General features: G+C 62.3%; 18 protein-coding genes and 1 tRNA gene. 8 read left to right on the top strand and 11 right to left on the bottom strand.

The genetic code is table 11. The features are described from left to right. Positions 1 to 140 precede the first annotated feature (140 nt). The 4 genes from ntrC to glnA all read right to left on the bottom strand — a co-directional run bounded on the left by ntrC (position 141) and on the right by glnA (position 5,419). On the bottom strand, positions 141 to 1,550 hold the full coding sequence (ntrC, locus tag MKZ40_RS16055) for a nitrogen regulation protein NR(I) (RefSeq protein ID WP_043335756.1): 1,410 nt from the start codon (positions 1,548 to 1,550) through the stop codon (positions 141 to 143). After that, complete coding sequence (gene glnL / locus MKZ40_RS16050; protein WP_282627967.1) at positions 1,547 to 2,641, bottom strand: nitrogen regulation protein NR(II); 1,095 nt, start codon at positions 2,639 to 2,641, stop codon at positions 1,547 to 1,549. Before glnL ends, ntrC begins: the two co-directional genes overlap by 4 nt. 263 nt (positions 2,642 to 2,904) lie before the next feature. Next, complete coding sequence (locus MKZ40_RS16045; RefSeq protein WP_254627213.1) at positions 2,905 to 3,597, bottom strand: DUF4124 domain-containing protein; 693 nt, start codon at positions 3,595 to 3,597, stop codon at positions 2,905 to 2,907. Between the two features lie 415 nt (positions 3,598 to 4,012). After that, the gene (gene glnA / locus MKZ40_RS16040) at positions 4,013 to 5,419 is read right to left on the bottom strand and encodes a glutamate--ammonia ligase (protein ID WP_175090632.1); all 1,407 of its coding nucleotides are present in this window, start codon (positions 5,417 to 5,419) and stop codon (positions 4,013 to 4,015) included. 642 nt (positions 5,420 to 6,061) lie between these two features. On the opposite strand from glnA, the gene typA reads away from it, so the two are divergent. The 3 genes from typA (at position 6,062) to rnk (ending at position 10,075) form a co-directional block, all read left to right on the top strand. Beyond that, a complete protein-coding gene (gene typA, locus MKZ40_RS16035; protein WP_175090631.1) occupies positions 6,062 to 7,870 on the top strand; it encodes a translational GTPase TypA in 1,809 nt (602 codons plus the stop codon). Positions 7,871 to 8,520: 650 nt separating this feature from the next. Continuing rightward, positions 8,521 to 9,411 carry a WYL domain-containing protein gene (locus MKZ40_RS16030; RefSeq protein ID WP_043331776.1) on the top strand — a complete coding sequence of 297 codons (891 nt, stop codon included), beginning with the start codon at positions 8,521 to 8,523 and terminating at the stop codon, positions 9,409 to 9,411. Positions 9,412 to 9,661: 250 nt separating this feature from the next. Beyond that, positions 9,662 to 10,075, top strand: coding sequence for a nucleoside diphosphate kinase regulator (gene rnk, locus MKZ40_RS16025; protein WP_175090630.1), 414 nt, complete (start codon positions 9,662 to 9,664; stop codon positions 10,073 to 10,075). Positions 10,076 to 10,080: 5 nt separating this feature from the next. Here the strand turns inward: rnk and MKZ40_RS16020 are convergent, their stop codons facing one another. Then, positions 10,081 to 11,586, bottom strand: a complete 1,506-nt coding sequence (locus MKZ40_RS16020) for a coniferyl aldehyde dehydrogenase (RefSeq protein ID WP_175090629.1) — start codon at positions 11,584 to 11,586, stop codon at positions 10,081 to 10,083. Between the two features lie 376 nt (positions 11,587 to 11,962). Continuing rightward, positions 11,963 to 12,039 (bottom strand) — tRNA-Arg (locus tag MKZ40_RS16015). Between the two features lie 144 nt (positions 12,040 to 12,183). Between MKZ40_RS16015 and MKZ40_RS16010 the strand changes: the two genes are divergently transcribed. Beyond that, positions 12,184 to 12,678: a c-type cytochrome gene (locus tag MKZ40_RS16010; RefSeq protein ID WP_175090628.1), complete on the top strand. Its 495-nt coding sequence runs from the start codon at positions 12,184 to 12,186 to the stop codon at positions 12,676 to 12,678. Between the two features lie 30 nt (positions 12,679 to 12,708). Here the strand turns inward: MKZ40_RS16010 and rep are convergent, their stop codons facing one another. The 4 genes from rep to pyrE all read right to left on the bottom strand — a co-directional run bounded on the left by rep (position 12,709) and on the right by pyrE (position 16,780). Next, positions 12,709 to 14,790, bottom strand: a complete 2,082-nt coding sequence (gene rep / locus MKZ40_RS16005; protein ID WP_175090627.1) for a DNA helicase Rep — start codon at positions 14,788 to 14,790, stop codon at positions 12,709 to 12,711. Positions 14,791 to 14,871: 81 nt separating this feature from the next. Then, the gene (trmL, locus tag MKZ40_RS16000; RefSeq protein ID WP_175090626.1) at positions 14,872 to 15,345 is read right to left on the bottom strand and encodes a tRNA (uridine(34)/cytosine(34)/5-carboxymethylaminomethyluridine(34)-2'-O)-methyltransferase TrmL; all 474 of its coding nucleotides are present in this window, start codon (positions 15,343 to 15,345) and stop codon (positions 14,872 to 14,874) included. Positions 15,346 to 15,489: 144 nt separating this feature from the next. Then, on the bottom strand, positions 15,490 to 16,050 hold the full coding sequence (locus MKZ40_RS15995; RefSeq protein WP_175090625.1) for a YfaZ family outer membrane protein: 561 nt from the start codon (positions 16,048 to 16,050) through the stop codon (positions 15,490 to 15,492). Between the two features lie 55 nt (positions 16,051 to 16,105). Next, complete coding sequence (pyrE, locus tag MKZ40_RS15990) at positions 16,106 to 16,780, bottom strand: orotate phosphoribosyltransferase (RefSeq protein WP_107335804.1); 675 nt, start codon at positions 16,778 to 16,780, stop codon at positions 16,106 to 16,108. Positions 16,781 to 16,866: 86 nt separating this feature from the next. Here pyrE and MKZ40_RS15985 point away from each other — a divergent pair, with 86 nt between their 5' ends. Continuing rightward, on the top strand, positions 16,867 to 17,634 hold the full coding sequence (locus MKZ40_RS15985) for an exodeoxyribonuclease III (protein ID WP_043331765.1): 768 nt from the start codon (positions 16,867 to 16,869) through the stop codon (positions 17,632 to 17,634). 184 nt (positions 17,635 to 17,818) lie between these two features. Here MKZ40_RS15985 and rph read toward each other — a convergent pair whose 3' ends face one another. Next, on the bottom strand, positions 17,819 to 18,565 hold the full coding sequence (rph, locus tag MKZ40_RS15980; protein ID WP_175090624.1) for a ribonuclease PH: 747 nt from the start codon (positions 18,563 to 18,565) through the stop codon (positions 17,819 to 17,821). A 193-nt stretch (positions 18,566 to 18,758) separates the two neighbouring features. Here rph and MKZ40_RS15975 point away from each other — a divergent pair, with 193 nt between their 5' ends. From MKZ40_RS15975 to MKZ40_RS15965, 3 genes are all read left to right on the top strand, one after another. Beyond that, positions 18,759 to 19,622: a YicC/YloC family endoribonuclease gene (locus tag MKZ40_RS15975; protein WP_175090623.1), complete on the top strand. Its 864-nt coding sequence runs from the start codon at positions 18,759 to 18,761 to the stop codon at positions 19,620 to 19,622. Positions 19,623 to 19,646: 24 nt separating this feature from the next. After that, the gene (locus MKZ40_RS15970; protein ID WP_175090622.1) at positions 19,647 to 20,198 is read left to right on the top strand and encodes a hypothetical protein; all 552 of its coding nucleotides are present in this window, start codon (positions 19,647 to 19,649) and stop codon (positions 20,196 to 20,198) included. A gap of 68 nt (positions 20,199 to 20,266) precedes the next feature. Further along, positions 20,267 to 20,501: transposase (locus MKZ40_RS15965; protein WP_282627825.1), on the top strand; the 235-nt coding region annotated here is incomplete at its 3' end.

Raw genomic sequence — 20,501 nt, 5'->3', positions numbered from 1 at the left:
GCGCCGGCGAGCAGATAACAGGTGAATGACGCGCATGAAAAAAGAGAACAGGGATTGTGGCACCCTGTTCTCCTTGTCTCCAGCCCGCTCAAGTCATCCTCAGCTCGCCAAGATTGCCCTCGAACCCGCTCAGGCTATCCTCAGTCCTCGGCCAGCGCCGGCAACAGCACCTTGAGCTTGCGGGTCAGGGTGTTGCGCCCCCAGCCCAGCAGCTCGGCGGCTTCGCCCTTGCGACCACCGGTATGCTTGAGGGCCGTCTCGATCAGAATACGCTCGAAGTCGGGCACCGCTTCTTCCAGCAGATGGGTATGACCGGCGGCAAGCGCGCGGTCTGCCCACTCGCGGAAGGCACCACGCCAATCGCCGGAGGCCGCCTCGGTGCCGCTGGCATCTCGCAGCTCCGGCGGCAGGTCCTCGATCATCACTTCACGCCCCGAGGCCATCACCGTCAGCCAGCGACAGGTGTTCTCGAGCTGGCGCACGTTGCCCGGCCAGTCGAAGCGCGTCAGGTGTTTCTCCGCGGCCTCCGTCAGCACCTTGGGCTCGGTCGACAGCTCACGCGCGGCCTCGCCCAGGAAGTGACTCATCAGACGCGGGATGTCTTCGCGGCGCTCCGACAGGCGCGGCAGATGCACGCGAATCACGTTGAGGCGGTGGAAGAGATCCTCACGGAAACGCCCATCCTCGACCAGCTTTTCCAGGTGCTGGTGCGTCGCGGCGATGATGCGCACGTCGACCTTGACCGGCGTGATGCCACCGACACGATAGAACTCGCCATCGGCCAGCACGCGCAGCAGGCGAGTCTGGGTCTCGGCGGGCATGTCACCGATCTCATCGAGGAACAGCGTGCCGCCATCGGCCTGCTCGAAGCGCCCGCGGCGCAGCGCCGTGGCGCCGGTGAAGGCGCCCTTCTCATGGCCGAACAGCTCCGATTCCATCAAGTCCTTGGGAATCGCGGCCATGTTGAGTGCGATGAACGGCTTGGCGGCGCGCGGCGAGTGCTGATGCAGCGCCTGGGCCACGCGTTCCTTGCCGGTACCGGACTCGCCGTTGATCAGGACGGTGATATGCGACTGTGACAGGCGGCCGATGGCGCGAAAGACTTCCTGCATCGCCGGCGCTTCGCCGATGATTTCCTTGGTCAGTCCTTCCGGCACGGCGGCGGGTGCCTTGGATTCACGGGCATGTGCCACGGCGCGCCGTACCAGCGCCAGCGCTTCATCGACATCAAACGGCTTGGGCAGGTATTCGAAGGCGCCGCCCTGATAGGAAGCCACGGCGCTGTCGAGGTCGGAATGCGCCGTCATCACGATGACGGGCAGGTCCGGGTATTTCTCGCGCACGCGCGCCATCAGGTCGAGGCCATCGGTTCCGGGCATGCGGATATCGGTGATCAGGACATCCGGACACTGACGCATGATGCTGGCTTCGGCCTGGTCGGCACGCTCGAAGGTTTCCACCTCGAGGTCGGGTTGTGCCAGAGCGCGCTCCAGCACCCAGCGAATGGCGCGGTCGTCATCGACGATACAGACGCGGGCAGTCTCGCTCATGTGTGATCTCCAGAAGTGCCGGCTAGCGGAATGAGTAAACGGAATTCGGTATGGCCGGGGCGCGAGTCACACTCGATCAGCCCCTGATGCTGGTGCAGGATGCCCTGGGCGATCGACAGCCCGAGCCCTGAGCCTTCGGCGCGCCCCGAGACCATCGGGTAGAACAGCGTCTCGCGCAGGCTCTCCGGGATGCCGGGGCCGTTGTCGATGATCGCCAGCTCGCACACCAGTCGGTGGCGCTCATGGCCCAGCGTGAACTGACGACGAGCGCGGGTCCGCAGCGTGATCTCCCAGGGCGCCTCTTCGCCCTCGTGCGTATCCGGACGGGGCTGCTCGTTGAGCGCCTGGGTCGCGTTGCGTGCGATGTTGAGTACCGCCTGGATCAGCTGTCCTTCATCGCCGATGACCTCCGGGAGGCTCGGGTCATAGTCGGCCGTCAGCTTGATGTGATGCCCTTCCGCCGCCAGCAGGGAGCGCACCCGCTCGGTCACCGAGTGGATGTTGACCGGTGACTGCAGCGGTGGCCGGTTCGGCCCCAGCATGCGGTCGACCAGATCACGCAGGCGGTCCACCTCCTCGATGATGATGCGCGTGAATTCCACCATCTGCGGTTCGGGCAGGTCACGCTCGAGGAGCTGGGCAGCGCCACGAATGCCGCCGAGAGGATTCTTGACCTCATGCGCCAGCCCGCGTGTCAGCACCTTGACCGCCTCCTGGCGGGCGATCAGCGCTTCTTCGCGCGAGATCTGCATCAGGCGGTCACGCGGTTCTATCTCGACCAGCAATTCATCGGCGCTGATGGGCGTCGCGGTGAAATCCACCGTCAGCGCTTCATTGGCCGCGTTGATGATCTCGGCCTCACGCTGAGTGTAGGGATGCTGTTCCTCCAGCGCCTTGCGCAGCACATTGACCAGGGTGTCATCCAATCCGGACATGTTGTCGGGCGTACTGCCCTTCACGCGCACCAGACTCACCGCCAGCAACGTCTCCGCGGCGGGATTCATCCAGACCATCTGCAGTTGTGAGTCCAGCACCACCACGGCAGTGTTGAGGTGTTCGAGCAGTCGTTGATGCATGGGTTTGTTCGCCATCTGCAGTACGTCTCCCTGTTCTGCAATAACCGCGCCAGTCTGGTGCAGGCACCGAGAACACGGCGTCCGATGCTGTGCAACCATTTCGGCCCCCTCATATTGGCACCAAAATGGTGCAGGCGAGAAATCGCGCTCGAGCTCGTGTTGCTTCACTCCGCCATCAGGCAAACCGATATCGACTGGCCCAGACACGAAAAAGCCGCCCGAAGGCGGCCTGTCAGCCAAGGAGAAACGCGAGATGAAAGAAGGCCGCCCAGACGCTGCTAGCCTCCGCCAGCATTGGCAGGATTGTTGGGATTGCGAGGCAGATTGACGCTGGCGCGTTGCACATAGACCACCTTCGGCTCGCTGGTCTGGCGTACGCGGCCGGTGGAATCCAGCAACTCCGCCTGGATGACATGCTTGCCACGCTCCAGCGCCGGCACCATGAAGACGGTACTGTGCATGGCGGATTGAGACGGCGCGCCATCCACGGTCACGCGCACCTTGTCTTCCGGACGCAGCTTGGGCTCGATCCCCAGGCGTACCGCCAGATTGCCCGCCTGCCCGGTCTGCAGCGTTTCCTCGTTGGACGGGCTCTGGATGGTGAAGGTGGTATAGCCACGGAAAGCCACATCCACCGCAGGCGCCCGGGTGCGGGTGCTCTCGCTGGATGAGGAAGAGCTCACGCGCGACGGCGTGCTGCGCCGCGGCGGCAGGGATTCTGTCGACGGCACCACGCTGAGCGGCGTCAGCTGCACCTTGCTGCCGCCCGCAGGCTGATCACTGAAGACCACGTTGCCGTTGGCATCGACGTGGCGATAGACCTGGGCCGCCTGAAGATCGAACGACAGGCTCGTCAGCATCAGCGTCGCTGCCAGCAGCAGGCACTGCAGTGGCTCGGGGCGCGCTGCTGGCAGTGCACGCGAGTCCGTCGCGGGGTTCGCGACGCGCAGGGAGGATACGAAGGGCCACATCCGAAGATTCCTGAAGAGAGTCATGGGAGGCCAGAAGCCGCAGGCAGCTCCAGCGGGATTGGGTCTATCGGCAGGCGATCCTGCTGCCTGATGACAAGGCTAACAAGTTACAAAGCTTACCGCGTTGATGCCAGCATTTGGGGCCCTCGACAAGACGCCTGTGGGCATTGACTGTCACGCAAGGCTACCACCGCGCCCTGCAGGTCTGTCATCAGCATGGCCGATATCAGGGAAAAGGATCAGAGCAAAGAGTCAGAACGAAAAACAGGGCCACACCTGTCGGTATGGCCCTGCTGTCGTCATCGTCCGGGGCTTGCCTCCACCTGGAAGGCACCCCGTCAGATGGCGTGGCTAGCGAATGGCTGCCTCAACCTCTGCAGCGCCTGGACGCTGCTGTACTTAGGCGTTGCAGTGCTTAGACGCTGTAGTACATGTCGAATTCGAGCGGGTGAGTCGCCATGCGCAGGCGCTGGACATCTTCGCCCTTCAGCTCGAGGTAGGCATCGATCATGTCGTCGGTGAAGACGCCGCCCTGGGTCAGGAACTCACGATCGCCGTCCAGCGCGGTCAGGGCCTGTTCGAGGCTCTCGGCCACGGTCGGGATGGACTTGGCTTCTTCGGCCGGCAGGTCGTAGAGATTCTTGTCCATCGCGTCGCCCGGGTGGATCTTGTTCTTGATACCGTCGATACCGGCCATCAGCATCGCGGAGAACGCCAGGTACGGGTTGGCCGTCGGATCCGGGAAACGCGCCTCGACACGCTTGCCTTTCGGGCTGGCAGTGTACGGAATGCGGATGGAAGCGGAACGGTTGCGGGCAGAGTAGGCCAGCATGACCGGCGCTTCGAAGCCCGGCACCAGACGCTTGTAGGAGTTGGTGGACGCATTGGTGAAGGCGTTCAGGGCACGAGCGTGCTTGATGATGCCGCCAATGTAGTAGAGGGCCATTTCGGACAGACCCGCGTACTCGTCACCGGCGAACTGGTTGTCGCCATCCTTCCAGAAGGACTGGTGAACGTGCATGCCGGAACCGTTGTCACCGACCAGCGGCTTGGGCATGAAGGTCGCGGACTTGCCGTAGGCGTGAGCCACGTTGTGGATCACGTACTTGAGTTCCTGAACCTCATCGGCCTTCTTGACCAGGGTATTGAACTTGACGCCGATCTCGTTCTGGCCGGCGTTCGCCACTTCGTGGTGGTGAACTTCGACTTCCTGACCGATGGCTTCCAGGGTGTTGCACATGGCAGCACGGATATCGTGGAAGCTGTCGATCGGCGGGACCGGGAAGTAGCCGCCCTTCAGACGCGGACGGTGACCCAGGTTGCCGCCTTCCGGCGTGGAATCGGTCGCCCAGGCACCTTCTTCGGAAGAGATCTTGAACATGGAACCGTTCATCTCGTTCTTCCAGTGCACTTCGTCGAAGATGAAGAATTCCGGCTCCGGACCGAAGAAGGCGGTGTCGCCCAGACCGGTAGACTTCAGGTATTCCTCGGCGCGCTTGGCGACGGAGCGCGGATCGCGCTCATAGCCCTGCATGGTGGCCGGCTCGATGACGTCGCAGCGCAGCACCAGGGTGGTGTCTTCGGTGAACGGGTCGAGGAAGGCAGTGCCGTCGTCCGGCATCAGGATCATGTCGGATTCGTTGATGCCCTTCCAACCTTCGATGGAGGAACCATCGAACATCTGGCCGTTCTCGAAGAATTCCTCATCCACTGCACGCGCCGGGATGGAGACGTGCTGCTCCTTGCCCTTGGTGTCGGTGAAGCGCAGATCAACCCACTTGACTTCGTGTTCTTCAATCAGGGCAAGTGTCTTCTCAGCCATGGTAATTCTCCGATGGAGCCGGCGGCTCTGGTTACAGTTGGTGTCAGCGTTGTCTGGGGTTATTGCTCTATTTTGTAAGCCTTTTCTCTCATGGTCGGCGTCGTTATGCCAGCCATCAGACAGGATGCTCTAACAATGCAGCGAGCGTGCCAGAATGGCGCACGCCGCATCGTCGATTTCAGTAAGATCATGAATATGCTGAAAAAAAACATCATCATCTTCATGCATGCAGCACGAAAACCCGACCAAGGATGGGCCGACAAGGTGCAAAAATTCTTGCCGCGCAGTGCAGATTCATCATTTGGGTGCACCAAAAAACGTCATTGCTCCACGATGGTGCAAAATACTGGATCTCAAGTATTTCTCCGCTCACACCCGATGATCACGTCAGCATCACATTGCGGTCATTTCTTCCTTTCCTCCTGATGTCGGCCTCGACTCACAAGTTTTTTTCATGCGCGACAGGGGGGCGGAAAAGACTTGAGAGACAATCATTTGGGCACTTCAGACCAATTGAAGGCACTCGCTGACTCGCCTCGTGAATGCACGATGCTGGCAGGAGGCATGCCATGCCCCCTATAATGCGCCCCAAATCACAAGCGCCCGGTACGCGAGCGCCCATTTTCCGCACAGGTTCCCGTCGTGATCGAGAAACTTCGCAACATAGCCATCATCGCCCACGTTGACCACGGTAAAACTACCCTGGTCGACAAGCTCCTGAGTCAGTCCGGCACCCTGGACCGCAAGGCCGAGGGTCAGGAACGCATCATGGATTCCAACGACCAGGAAAAAGAGCGCGGCATCACCATTCTCGCGAAGAACACCGCGATCCAGTGGAACGACTACCACATCAACATCGTGGATACCCCCGGGCACGCTGACTTCGGTGGCGAAGTCGAGCGCGTGATGTCCATGGTCGATTCCGTGCTGCTGCTGGTCGATGCCGTCGATGGCCCGATGCCGCAGACGCGCTTCGTGACCCAGAAGGCATTCGCCCAGGGCCTGAAGCCGATCGTCGTCGTCAACAAGATCGACCGTCCGGGCTCTCGCCCTGACTGGGTCGTTGACCAGATCTTCGATCTGTTCGACAACCTGGGCGCGACTGACGAGCAGCTCGACTTCCCGATCATCTACTGCTCTGCCCTCAACGGCATTGCCGGTATGGACCCGGAAGACCTGAAAGACACCATGGACCCGATGTTCCAGTCCATCGTCGACATCGTCGAGCCGCCCAAGGTCGAGCTGGACGGTCCGTTCCAGATGCAGATCTCCGCACTGGACTACAACAGCTACGTCGGCGTCATCGGTCTGGGCCGCATCAAGCGCGGCGCCGTCAGCCCGGGTCAGCAGGTGTCCATCATCACCAAGGAAGGCGCTGTCCGTAAGGGCAAGATCGGCCAGGTCATGACTCACATGGGCCTGGACCGCGTGCAGACCGACAAGGCGACTGCCGGCGACATCGTCTGCATCACCGGTATCGAGAACCTCGCGATCTCCGACACCATCTGCGACACCGCCACTGTCGAAGCGCTGCCGCCGCTGACCGTCGATGAGCCGACCGTCTCCATGACCTTCCAGGTCAATGATTCTCCGTTCGCCGGTCAGGACGGCAAGTTCGTCACCAGCCGCAACATCCGTGAGCGTCTGGACCAGGAACTGATCCACAACGTCGCACTGCGCGTCGAACAGGGCGAGACTCCGGAGAAGTTCGTCGTCTCCGGGCGTGGTGAGCTTCACCTCTCCGTTCTCATCGAATCCATGCGTCGTGAAGGCTTCGAGCTGGCCGTGGGCCGTCCGGAAGTCATCATCAAGGAAATCGACGGCAAGAAGCAGGAGCCGTACGAAGAAGTCATCATCGACTGTGAAGAGCAGCACCAGGGCTCCATCATGGAAGAGCTGGGCTACCGCAAGGGCGAGCTGACCAACATGAACCCGGATGGCAAGGGTCGTGTGCGTCTGGACTTCATCATCCCGTCTCGCGGTCTGATCGGCTTCCGTGGCCAGTTCCTGACCCTGACCTCCGGTACCGGTATCCTGACCAGCCGCTTCGATCACTACGGTGACCTGAAGGAAGGCGCAGGCGTCGAGCGTCGCAACGGCGTCATGATCTCCATGGTGCCGGGCAAGGCGCTGTCCTACGCCCTGTACACCCTGCAGGAACGTGGCAAGCTGATCATCGGTCACGGTACCGAAGTCTATGAAGGCATGCTGGTCGGTATCCACAACCGCGCCAACGACCTGGTCGTGAACCCGACCAAGGCCAAGAAGCTCGATAACATGCGTTCTACCGGCAACGATGAAAACATCGTGCTGACGCCGCCGATTCGCTTCACCCTGGAACAGGCGATCGAGTTCCTGGATTCCGATGAGCTGGTGGAAGTCACTCCGCTGCACATCCGTATCCGCAAGAAGCACCTGAAAGAGAACGAGCGCAAGCGCGCCAGCAAGTAAGCTGGCCCAGCCCGCCCCCTGTCTGATGGCAGGGGGCATCGTGCTCAAACGCAAAAGACCCGCCAACTCGGCGGGTCTTTTGCGTTTGAGCACTTTTCGCTGTTGCCGCAAAGGGCAGCATGACCATCTCTCTAATACTTATGAATGTCATTGCAGGAAGTGCGTCGCTATTAGGGCTCGCAGAATAAGGCAACTTTGCGCGATACCTTGGCCTGAGGCATCTCTAACACTTAAATGAGGGTTATATGAGGCATATTTGTGTTGTGCATATAGCGTCTTCATCCAGAGCATGCCACACGCGGCCAATGCCACTGCGCAACGTAATGTCTTGATGTATTGATAGTGCGCAATCACACACCACAGAGCGAAGATAAATCGTCAAATTCTAATGATGCGTCGCGTTTGGACGACGCAAAAACGAGACGTCGATGCGCGGTCACTAGGGTCAACGCAACGGAGCAGGTATCTTCTGCCGGAGCTTTCTTCATGCATATCCTGCAGTTAACGAAGACTTGTTCACCACACGCCACCCGGAGCAGGGTCCTCTTACCGATCCTCGTGAGCACTCGCCATGTGTCGCCATTGCCACGCCAGGTGTGTGCAATGCGTCACGAATACGCTCCAGAAGACCCGTATGAAAGGATTCAGCAATGAGCATCAAGCAACGCCTCGAAGTCCTGCCATGGGACACGCTGGCGCGTTACCGCCTGATCGAGATCATCGCCTTGTGGGAGGGGCGCGTCACTTCGCGTCATCTGGGCAACGCCTTCGGTATCGCCAGACAGCAAGCCTCGCGCGTCATGAAGACCTACCGCGAGACGGTCGCCGAGAACAATCTCGAGTATGACCCCGTCATCAAGGGCTACCGTCCGTCGGCGAATTTCTGCCCCATGCTGACGCGGGGTGAGGTCGATGAATACCTGCAATTGCTGGGCAATCACGACAATCTGAATCCGCATTTCACCGGGTTGGGGCTAGGGCAGGCAAATACCGAGGCCCTGCGCCTGCCGTCGCGCAGCGCCAGCCCACCTGTGGTCAGGGCCTTGATCGAGGCCGCCAGTCAGGGCGCGCGTCTCGAGGTGACCTATGCCTCTCTCAACTCCCCCCAGGGGGAGGAGCGCATCCTGTGCCCGCACACGCTGGTCTACGCCGCTGGCCGCTGGCATGTGCGAGCCTTCTGCGAGAAGAACCGCGCTTTTCGCGACTTCGTGCTGTCTCGATTCCGCGCGGTGCCGGAGCTGTTCGGTGAAGCCCTGGAAGGTAGCCAGCGCGAGTGCGATGAAGGCTGGGAGACGCGAGTCACCTTGAAGCTGGGCGCCGACCCACGCCTGACACCCGCCGAGCGCGGCCTGATAGAACAGGACCACGGCATGGTGGATGGTGAGCTGCACTTGCCGACACGCGGTGCACTGGTGCAGTACGTCCTGCGCGAGCTGGGCATCAATCCGGACCATCTGGAAGAGTCTCCGCGCGCCCAGCAGCTGGTCGTGCTCAATCGCGACGAGATCACTGACTGGCTGTTCGTCAGCTCCAGCGCCTGACGCGGGAGTGAGCGGGTCTGCCCCTTGCTCTCTCCTGGCTCTTCCAATGCCCGACCACTGTCCAGCCATAGCTCAGTCATAGCCCTCGCGCTGACCTCAAGTTGCCTGAATGGACTATCCATCGCCGAGCGAAGTTTATATGATGACTTCTGCACACAGTCCTTCGCCCTTCCCGGCGGAGGGCTGTTTTTTTGGTGTCCAGCAAGGCCTTGCTCACAAGGGGCTGACACCACGACTGACAGGAGGTCTCATGGCCACACTTCCCTCGATCATCATCAATCGTCTGGACGCCGAACGCCTCGAGCGCCTGATTGATCGCGTTGCCGCCGCCGACCGTCAGGTGGCAGAACAGCTTGAGGACGAGCTGGAGCGCGGCGAGGTCGTCGAGCCTCACGAGGTGCCCGCCGATATCGTCAGCATGAACAGCCGCGTGGAGTTCACGGACCTGACCCGCCAGCAGACTCTGGTGCGCACGCTGGTCTATCCGCATGCGCTGCCCGGCCAGCAGGATGGCCTGTCGGTGCTGGCGCCACTGGGGGCTGCCCTGCTCGGCCTCAAGGTCGGCAGCCTCATCGAGTGGCGGCTGCCGGATGGCAGCCTGCATGAGGTGCGTATCGAGGCGCTGCATTACCAGCCGGAAAGTGCCGGCGACCTGCACCGCTGAAACGCCTAGCGCATCAGCAGGCGGCGGATAAGACCATGGATGGCGCGCGCTGTCGGCCCGTCGGCATAGGGCGGATACATCAGCCGCGCGCCATTCATGCGCCCCTTGGCGAAGACTCCCTTGGCCTTGCTGAGCGTCTGGAAACCTTCCCTGCCATGATAATGCCCCATCCCGGACGGCCCGATGCCGCCGAACGGCATGTCATCCTGCGCCACATGCAGCAGGGTGTCATTCAGACACATTCCGCCCGCATGCGTGCCCTCGGTGACCCGCTGCTGTTCTTGCTTGTCGTGGCCGAAGTAATACAGTGCCAGCGGCCGGGGCCGGGCGTTCACATAGGCCATCGCGACGGATAGCGTATCCGCCGGTGCATCCAGCAACGTGCCCTTCACGCTCGTCTCGCCTTCCACCTCATTCGAAGCTCCCGGGGCCGACAGGCCGACGATCGGCAGCAGCGGGCCGAAGATCTCTTCCTGCATCACGCGCATCTCATCCGTCACATCGAGCAACGCCAGCGGCGGCATCAGACGCTTCTCGACCAGCTCCGGGTCATCCCAGTCGGGGCTGTCGACCAGAGGCCTGAGTGTCGCCCCCTTCGCCAGGGCATCCTCGAGCACCTCTCGCAAGCGCTGGTACTGACGCTGATTGATGATGCGCGAATAGTCCTGCGTCTCGCAGAAGCGCGGATAGAAGCGCTGGAATGCCTCGCCCAGCGCCGTGACCAGCAGCGGGACCTGGTCCTCACTGCACAGCACATAGTCCGGCGCGACGCAGGTCTGGCCGGCGTTCATGCCCTTGCCGAAGGCCAGCCGCCCCGCCGCCTCACGACGCTGCGCCTCATCCGCCATCAGCTCACGCGACATGATCACCGGCGACTTGCCGCCCAGCTCCAGCGTCACGGGAGTCAGGTTGTCCGCCGCGGCACGCATCACATGCTTGCCGACCGCCGTGCTGCCGGTGAACAGCAGGTGGTCGAAGGGCAAGGCCGAGAAGGCCGCCGCCACATCGGCCTCACCGATCACCACGGCCACCTGCACCTCATCGAAGGCATCGAGCAGCATCACGCGCAGCGCCTCGGCGGTCTCGGGGGTGAACTCGCTCATCTTGATCATCACCCGATTGCCGGCGCTCAGGGCGCTGATCAAGGGGCCGAGCGCCAGATAGAGGGGATAGTTCCAGGGCACGATGATGCCGACCACGCCCAGCGGCTGATAGACGACACGCGCAGAGGCCGGCTGGAAGGCGGCGCTGACATGGCGCTTCGAGGGCTTCATCCAGCCCTTCAGGTGACGGCGCGCATGACGAATGCCTTCGTAGCTCGGCACCAGTTCGGCCAGCCGCGTCTCATGGGCGCTGCGGTGGCCGAAATCGGCGCTGATCGCCGCGACCAAGACCTCCTCGTGCGACTTGAGCGCATCACGCAGCGAAGTCAGCCAGGCCAGGCGCTCGTTGGCGCTGGGCATAGGCGACAGGCCATAGGCGGCGCGCTGGTCTTCCAGCAGCGCCTGCATGCGCGTGATTTCCCGAGTGGCAGCCTCGCTGCTCTCAGTAGACGAGCCAGCAGGCGAGGCAGCAGATTCAGTCGAGGTAGCAGGCTCAGGCGAAGCAGGATCAACAGGGGCGGCAGTCGTCATGAGAACATCCAGTGAGGGCCGGCGGAGCCAGCAGCGAAGGCAGACAGCCACAAGTATGGCGTACCAGCCGATAGCGACCGGCGCGAGGAGGATCGCCGGCGTGGTTCACCCCGTTTTAGAACACTCGTTTGATGACGTCAAAGAAAGTCGCCTGCGCCGCTGCCGCACGCCGCAATGCAAAAAGCCCCCGCACCGTGAGGTACGAGGGCTTTTCGGGTGTCGACCGGCGATGGCGCCGGTGACGGGAATCCGTTGGCGCGCCCAGCAGGATTTGAACCTGCGACCCCTGCCTTCGGAGGGCAGTACTCTATCCAGCTGAGCTATGGGCGCGCATGCCAGGGTTGCAGTGAACCGAGGCGCGCTTATGGTAACGTCTTGATTCTACGATGTCGAGATATCCCGCCAGCCATGCGGTTGCTGCCCCTCCGGCGAGCGCTATACTGGCTCGATACACAGCCCCAAAAGGTGCACGCCATGCAAGCTCGCCGGCCAGCTGCTTTTCCCCTCAAGCGCTCTCCCCTGTCATTCTCATTGAGCGCGATGCTGTTCAGCGTGCTTGTCAGCGCATCCGCACAGGCCGCAGACAACTCCCGCGAGGCGATTGCCGAGCGACTCAAGCCGGTGGGCGAGCTATGCGTGAAGGGCGACGCCTGCGCCGGTGATGCCTCGGCAGCGAGCTCACAGCCGGCGGACAGTGGCGCTGGCGGGCAAGCCAATGCCGCCAGCGCGATAGACGGCGAGAAGGTTTACGGTGGCATCTGCATGGCCTGTCACACCACTGGTGCCGCCGGTGCCCCGCGCCTGGGCGAGGCCGGCGACTGGGAAGGCCGTCTCTCCAAGGGCGACGAGACGCTCTACACCCACGCCATCGAAGGCTTCAATGCCATGCCGGCCAAGGGCGGCAATCCGGCGCTTTCCGATGAGGAAGTGAAGGCCGCGGTGGATTACCTGCTCGATTCCGTGCGCTGAACCTCAGCGCACAGCACCCGACGGTAAACATCAGCCCAGCAACGAACGCAGGCCCGCGATGGCATCCCGCCCGCGGGCCACTTTCTTCTCCTGATCCTGCGGCTTGTCGGCCCGCCCTTCCCACTCGAGGTCTTCCGGCGGCAGCTCGTCCAGGAAGCGGCTCGGCACGCAGTCCATCATCTCGCCGTAGGTCTTGCGCTGGCGCGCCAGCGTCAGCACCAGAGTACGGCGCGCCCGCGTGATGCCCACGTAGGCGAGGCGGCGCTCCTCCTCCACCGTGTCCATCTCGATGGAGTTGCGGTGCGGCAGCAGGTCTTCCTCCAGCCCCAGCACGTAGACATGCGGAAACTCCAGGCCCTTGGAGGCATGCAGCGTCAGCAGCTGCACGCGGTCGGAGTCATCCTCCTCGGCCTGCTGCTCGAGAATGTCGCGCAGCACCAGGCGTGAGATGGCCGCCGCGACATCGCCGGTCTCGGTATCGCCGATCATCGCCTCGCTGCCCTCCAGCTCCTCCACCTCTTCCTGCGGATTGCCGCTGATCGACTTCTCGAGCTGATCGATCAGGATCCAGACGTTGGCCATGCGCCGCTCGGCGATCTTGGGCGCACTGGCGTTCTGATACAGCCAGCCTTCGTAATCCACCTCGCGGAACAGCTCGCGGATCGCGCTGATCGACTGGCCGGCGTCCATCTCGCGGCGCACGCGGTCCAGCGTGTGGGTGAAGCGGCCGAGGCGGTCCAGCGCCCGCTCGCTCAGCTGCTCACGCAGGCCCATCTCGCTGCAGGCGGCGTAGAGCGACACGCCACGCCCGGTGGCGTAGTTGGCCAGCTTCTCCAGCGTGCCCGGCCCGACTTCCCGCCGCGGCACATTGACGATGCGCAGGAAGGCGTTGTCGTCCGCCGGGTTGATCAGCAGACGCAGATAGGCCATCGCGTCCTTGATCTCGTTGCGCCCGAAGAAGGAGGTGCCGCCGGAGAGCTTGTAGGGAATCTGGTAGTGCTGCAGCTTCAGCTCCAGCAGGCGCGCCTGGAAGTTGCCGCGATAGAGCACCGCGAAGTCACGCCATTCGGCGCCTTCCTTGATGCGCCGCGTGAGAATCTCGCCCGCCACGCGCTCGGCCTCGGCCTCTTCGTTGCGATTCATGATGATGCGGATCGGGTCGCCATCGCCCATCTGCGACCACAGCGTCTTGTCGTAGACGTGCGGGTTGTTGGCGATCAGGGTGTTGGCCGCGCGCAGGATGATGCCGGTGGAGCGATAGTTCTGCTCCAGCTTGATCAGGTTCAGGCGCGGGAAGTCCTCGCCGAGAGTGACGAGATTCTCGGGGCGCGCCCCGCGCCAGGCGTAGATCGACTGGTCATCGTCGCCCACCACCGTGAAGGTCTGGCGCTCCTGCATCAGCATCTTCACCAGCAGGTACTGACTGATGTTGGTGTCCTGATACTCATCGACCAGCATGTAGTGGATGCGCCGCTGCCAGCGCGCCAGCACCTCGGGGTGATCACGGAACAGCACCACCGGCAGCAGGATCAGGTCATCGAAGTCCACCGCGTTGTAGGCCTTGAGATGCCGGTTGTAGGCCTCGTAGATCACCGCGGCGTACTGGGCGTCTTCATCCTCGGCATGCGACAGCGCCGCCCCGGGCAGGACCAGGTCATTCTTCCAGTTGGAAATCTGACTCTGCACCGCGTTGATCTGCTCGGCGTCGGTGTCGGCTTCCTTGTGCATCAGCTCCTTGATCAACACCTTGGCGTCATCGGTGTCGAACAGCGAGAAGCCCGGCTTGTAGCCCAGCGTCTTCAGCTCGCCGCGGATGATGGTCAGTCCGAGAGTGTGGAAGGTCGAGACGATCAGCCCGTGGCCCTCGCGGCCCTTGAGCATCTTGCCGACACGCTCCTTCATCTCGCGCGCCGCCTTGTTGGTGAAGGTCACGGCGGCGATGTTGCGTGCCTTCATGCCGCATTCCTGCACCAGATAGGCGATCTTGGTCGTGATCACGCTGGTCTTGCCTGATCCGGCACCGGCCAGTACCAGACAGGGGCCATCGATGGCGCGCACGGCTTCCTGCTGGCGGGGGTTGAGCTTGGCGAGGCGATCACGGATCTCGGTCATCACGGTGTCCTGCTGGGCGAAGAAAGGGAGCGAAAATGCATCTCACGCGGAGCGATGGTCGATCAATCGCGTGCTGGACGATCAATCAAGAATTGCGGCGCCGGCGAAATCGAGCTGACGCCAGCTTTCATAGACGACCACGGCGACGGCATTCGACAGGTTCATGCTGCGGCTGTCGGCCAGCATCGGCAGGCGCAACACCTGCTCGCGGGGCAGGCTGTCGAGCATCGCCTGTGGCAGGCCACGTGTCTCGGGGCCGAATACCAGTGCATCACCGGCCTGGAAGCTGGCCTCATGCGGCGCGGTGCGACCACGCGTCGAGAGCGCGAAGACCCGCGAAGGCCTCACGCTCGCCACGAAGTCATCGAGGCTGGCATGGCGCTGCACACGTGCCCACTCATGATAATCGAGACCGGCACGGCGCAGGCGCTTGTCATCCAGCTCGAACCCCAATGGCTCGATCAGATGCAGGCGGTAACCGGTGTTGGCACACAGGCGGATGATGTTGCCGGTATTGGGCGGAATCTCGGGCTGATAGAGCACGATATCGAGCATGAGCAGACTCGCGGCAGAAGGCGAAAACAGGGGGCTGCCCGGCGATGATCACCTGGTCATGACAACGCAAAGCGGGCCCCGGAGGGCCCGCCATCTTACCGCAATGCGTGACTCACGCGGAGCACGCGTTGCCGAGAACCATGCTCAGAACTGCAGACGCATACCGACCAGCGGGCCGGAATCCAGTGTGCGTTCGTCACGGTTCTCGAAGTCGGCCTTCACCTTGCGGTAGCCGACATAGCCTTCGACGTTGTCGATGACCTGATAGCGTGCGCGCAGGCCGTATTCGTAGCTGTGCTCGAGGTCGTTGCTGGTCGCGACGTCCGGGGTCACGTAGCCGTAGCCACCCAGCGAGACGCGCGGTGCGCCCGGCAGGTAGTAGTAGCCGTAGCCGCCGAGGCCCAGACCGCCGCCGTCACCGTGGTCGGTGTCGTACTGGCTCCAGCGTGCGCCGAGGCCCACGTCGTATTCGCTGGTGCGCTCGGTGCCCAGCAGCTGGACGTGGCCAGCCGTGACGTCGTCATGGTCATCGCTGGACAGGATACCGCCGCCGAGCTGGACGCCATTGCTGATCTCGCCATTGATTTCGCCCTGAACGGCTTCACTATTCAGGTTGAGGTCAGCGTTGCCGGCCATGGCCGGGGCGGACAGACTGGCAGCGAGGATGGCTGCCGAAAGGCCGAGAATGTTACGGTGAGCTGTCATGTATGCACCTCTGTACGTGACTGGGAAGGTAATGCTGCGCGGGTCATGAACGCTCTCAGGCGCCCTGGAGACCGTATTGCGCACGGTAGTCGCGAATCGCGACCGCATGCCCAGACAGTTCCTGCTGTGCGTATTGTTCCAGATATTCGAGCACCTGGTCGAGCGTCACGATACTGACCACGGGCATGGAGAAACGTGCCTCCACTTCCTGAATGGCGCTGTTCGCCTTCAGGCCTCCCTGACCATCGGGAGCGCGCTCCTGGCGGTCCAGTGCGATCACGACGCCCGCCGCCTTGGCACTCTCGGCGTGGATGATCTCCATCACTTCGCCGATGGCGGTGCCGGCGGTGATGACATCATCGATGATCATCACGCGGCCTTCGAGGGGCGCGCCGACCAACGAGCCCCCTTCACCGTGGGTCTTGGCTTCCTTGCGATTGAAGGTGAACGGCATGTCACGATCATGATGGTCAGCCAGCGCCACGGCCGTCACGGCACCCAGCGGGATACCCTTGTACGCCGGACCGAACAGCACATCGGCCTCCAGGCCTGATTCGACGATGGCACGCGCATAGAAGCGTCCCAGACGTGCCAGGGCCTGTCCGGAGCGGAATAGACCAGCATTGAAGAAGTAGGGGCTCACCCGCCCGGACTTGAGCGTAAACTCGCCAAACCGCAGCACGTCCTGCTCGATGGCAAACTCAATGAACTCCCGCTGGTAGTCCTGCATCCGATATCACCTTTGAATTCGTTAGCCATTTACCAAATCGTCTAAAGCTCGGGTATCATACAGGCGCGACGAACCAGGGACCACGTATGAAAATCGCTACAGTTAACGTCAATGGTATTCGAGAAGCGGTCAGCCGCGGCTTCCTCGACTGGCTTGCCAGTCAGGACGCCGACGTCGTCTGCATCCAGAACCTCAAGGCCAAGAGCTTCGAGCTCGACGACAGCATCCTCTACCCGGAAGGGTACGAAGGCTACTTCCTGGACGCCGAAAAAGACGGCTTCTCAGGGGTTGGCCTCTATTGCCGCCAGATTCCCAAGGCCATCATGTATGGACTGGGCTTTGAGCAGTGCGATAACGAAGGCCGTTACCTGCAGGCCGATTACGACCGCTTCAGCATCTGCTCTTTCCTGATGCCTGATGGGAGTGATCCGGCTGCCAAGGGCGCCTTCATGGAGCAGTACCAGGAATACCTCAGCAAGCTGCGCCGCAAGCGTCGTGATTACATGATCTGCGGCACCTGGCATGTGGCCCACAAGACTGTCGACCTCGCCAACTGGTCCGACAATCAGATGACGCCGGGCTTCAAGCCGGAAGAACGCGCATGGATGGATCAGGTCTTCGGCCCGATCGGCTTCATCGACGCCTTCCGCGAAGTCAATCGCGATGCCGACCAGTACTCCTGGTGGCCAGCGCTGGACAGTGACCAGCCGCGCGCCCGTCAGGAAGGCTGGCGCCTCGACTATCAGGTCATCGACCCGAACCTGCGCCGTCATATCAAGGACGCCTGGATCGACACCGATGCCACCTTCAGCGAGTTCGCACCGGTCATCGTCGAGTACGACCTCGAGCTGTGATGCACGCTGTCACCCCTTGAGCGTTCGGCCTCGGGCCTCCCTGCCAGTCGCATGATCTGCCTTCGGGCACTGACGAAAACGCCCCCATCGCGCAAGCGGTGGGGGCGTTTTCTGTCTGGCCTCAAGCGCTCATGACATCGCTCTGAAGACATGGCACACATGAAGTAGCGCCGGGCCGCAGGACTCAGGCGTCGGCCGGCATGCCGAGTGCGGCGCGCTGGGCGGCGAACAGCTGCTCACCGGTACGCTCGGCGAGATCCAGCAGGGCATTGAGCTCGGCGCGATCGAAGGCTGCGCCTTCTGCGGTGCCCTGCACCTCGATCAGCCCCTTGCCTTCAGCCATCACGACATTCATGTCGGTATCGGCCTTGCTGTCTTCCGGATAGTCAAGATCGGCGACTGGCACGCCCTTGTAGATGCCGACCGACACGGCACTGACCAGACTCACCAGCGGGTCGGTCTTGATCTTGCGCTCACGCTGCAGGCCCTGCAGCGCATCGACCAGTGCCACACAGCCACCGGTGATCGCCGCGGTGCGCGTGCCACCATCAGCCTGCAGCACATCGCAATCGATGGTGATGGTGTATTCGCCCAGCTTCTTGAGGTCCACCGCGGCGCGCAGCGCACGGCCGATCAGACGCTGGATCTCCACCGTGCGGCCACCCTGCTTGCCACGCGCCGCTTCACGATCATTACGGGTATGGGTCGCACGCGGCAGCATGCCGTACTCGGCGGTCAGCCAGCCCTTGCCGGACCCACGCAGCCAGCGCGGCACGCCCGCCACGACAGAGGCGGTGCACAGCACGCGGGTCTCCCCGAACTCCACCAGCACCGAACCCTCGGCGTGACGAGTGAACTCACGGGTCAGGCGGATCTCGCGCGGCTGCTCCGGGGTACGGCCACTGGGACGGATCACGTTGGCTTCGCTCATGGGGATTCCTTGTTGCAGTATTCGGGAGGCCAGAGTCTACACGCCGCAGCCACGGGCGACGACCTTCGCGCCGCGCGGGCCAGACCCGCTCCTGATCACTGGGCGCTCAAGAGCGGCACGCGTACACTTCAGGCTATCAGCGCGGTCGCTCATGCACCGCCTCTCTCGACAGCCAACCGACAAGGAGCACGTCATGGTCCACAGCATGACCGCCTTCAGCCGCCAGACCCATGAAGCCGACTACGGCACCCTGACGCTGGAGCTGCGCTCGGTGAACCAGCGCTATCTCGAACCGCACTTCCGCCTGCCCGACAGCCTGCGCGAACTCGAAAGCACCTTCCGCGAAGGCCTGCGCAAGCGCCTCAATCGCGGCAAGGTCGAACTCTCGCTGCGCTTTGACGCCGAAGCCGGTGCCGACAGTCTCGCCGTCGATGCCAGACGCCTGGGTGAACTCAGCCGCGTGCTTGCCGAAGTCGGCCAGCACTGCCCGGACGCCCCGCAGCCCTCACGCCTCGCCCTGCTCGACTACCCCGGCGTGCTGGTACGCGAAGGCGCCGATCAAGAGCGCATCAAGGCCGATGCCCTCAACCTGTTCAAGCGCGCGCTGGACGAGCACATCGAAGGCCGCGCCCGCGAAGGCGAACGCCTCGCCGAGCTGATCAGCGCACGCCTCGATGGCGTCGATACCCACGTCGCCGAAGTCCGCCGTCTGATGCCGGACATCCTCGCCCGACAGCGTGAAACCCTGCTCGCCCGCCTCGAGGAAGTCCGCGCCACCCTCGACCCGCAACGCCTGGAAGCCGAACTGACCCTGATGGCCCAGAAAGCCGATGTCGATGAAGAACTCGACCGCCTCGACACCCACGTCAGCGAAGTCCGTCGTCAGCTCACCCAGAAGGGCCCCATCGGCCGCCGCCTCGACTTCCTGATGCAGGAACTCAACCGCGAAGCCAACACCCTCTCCTCCAAATCCGTCGTCGCCGACACCACCCGCTGCGCCGTCGAGCTCAAGGTACTGATCGAACAGATGCGTGAGCAGATTCAGAATATCGAGTGATATCCCGCCAAAGGAGTTAGCAGGATGAGCAGACCCGAACCATGGAGTGGTGAAGAAGTCACAGCGATTGTCGAAACGTACAAGAAGATGCTGATTGCAGAGCTTTGCGGTCAGCATTACGTGAAAACGGACCACAATCGTGAGCTTGCCGAGAAATTAAATAATCGCTCAAAGGCTTCTATCGAATTTAAGCATCAAAATATCAGTGCCGTACTGCGTGATGCCGACTGCCCCTATATCAACGGCTACAAGCCGATGAGTAACTATCAGGGCATGCTGGTCGATGTTGTTGAGCGCCACCTGCTGCGTACTGAGCTATTCGATCAGGCAGCACGCAATGCAGCAGACCGGCCGGTCATTGATGCACCGGCCCCCAAAGATACTTCCATCATTGTCACACCACCGGAGTCCAAGACGCCTCAGACCAGCGTGCAGGAGGCCAAGCAGCGTTACGCGACGCCCACACCGGTTAAGCGCGACTACTTGGCACGAGAAGCCCGCAACCATGCTCTAGGGAGTGCTGGCGAACGCTTTGTGGTGGCCTTTGAGAAGATGCGCCTCAGAAAAGAAGTGTAGTGGCACAGTGAATCTGGCCACCTGACTTTGAGTGTATGATGGCTCACAGAGACAATCAGGTGCAGATGATGACGAAGAAGAGAACGTTTAGCCCGGAATTTCGCTTGGAAGCGGCCCAGCTCGTGGTCGACCAGGGCTACACGCTGAAGGCGGCGTGTGAGGCCATGGGGGTTGGCAAATCCACCATGGAGTATTGGGTTCGCAGGCTTCGCGCTGAGCGGGCAGGCAAGGCGCCGCTGAAAGGTGAGGCTCTGACGCCGGAACAGCGTGAGATCCAGGAACTGAAGCGCAAGCTGCGGCGAG

The organism is Cobetia sp. BMC6 (assembly GCF_029991385.1).
In the GTDB taxonomy this organism is placed as follows: domain Bacteria; phylum Pseudomonadota; class Gammaproteobacteria; order Pseudomonadales; family Halomonadaceae; genus Cobetia.
The sequence above is the reverse complement of the archived record's forward strand: the minus strand, read 5'-3'. Positions and strand labels throughout refer to the sequence as shown.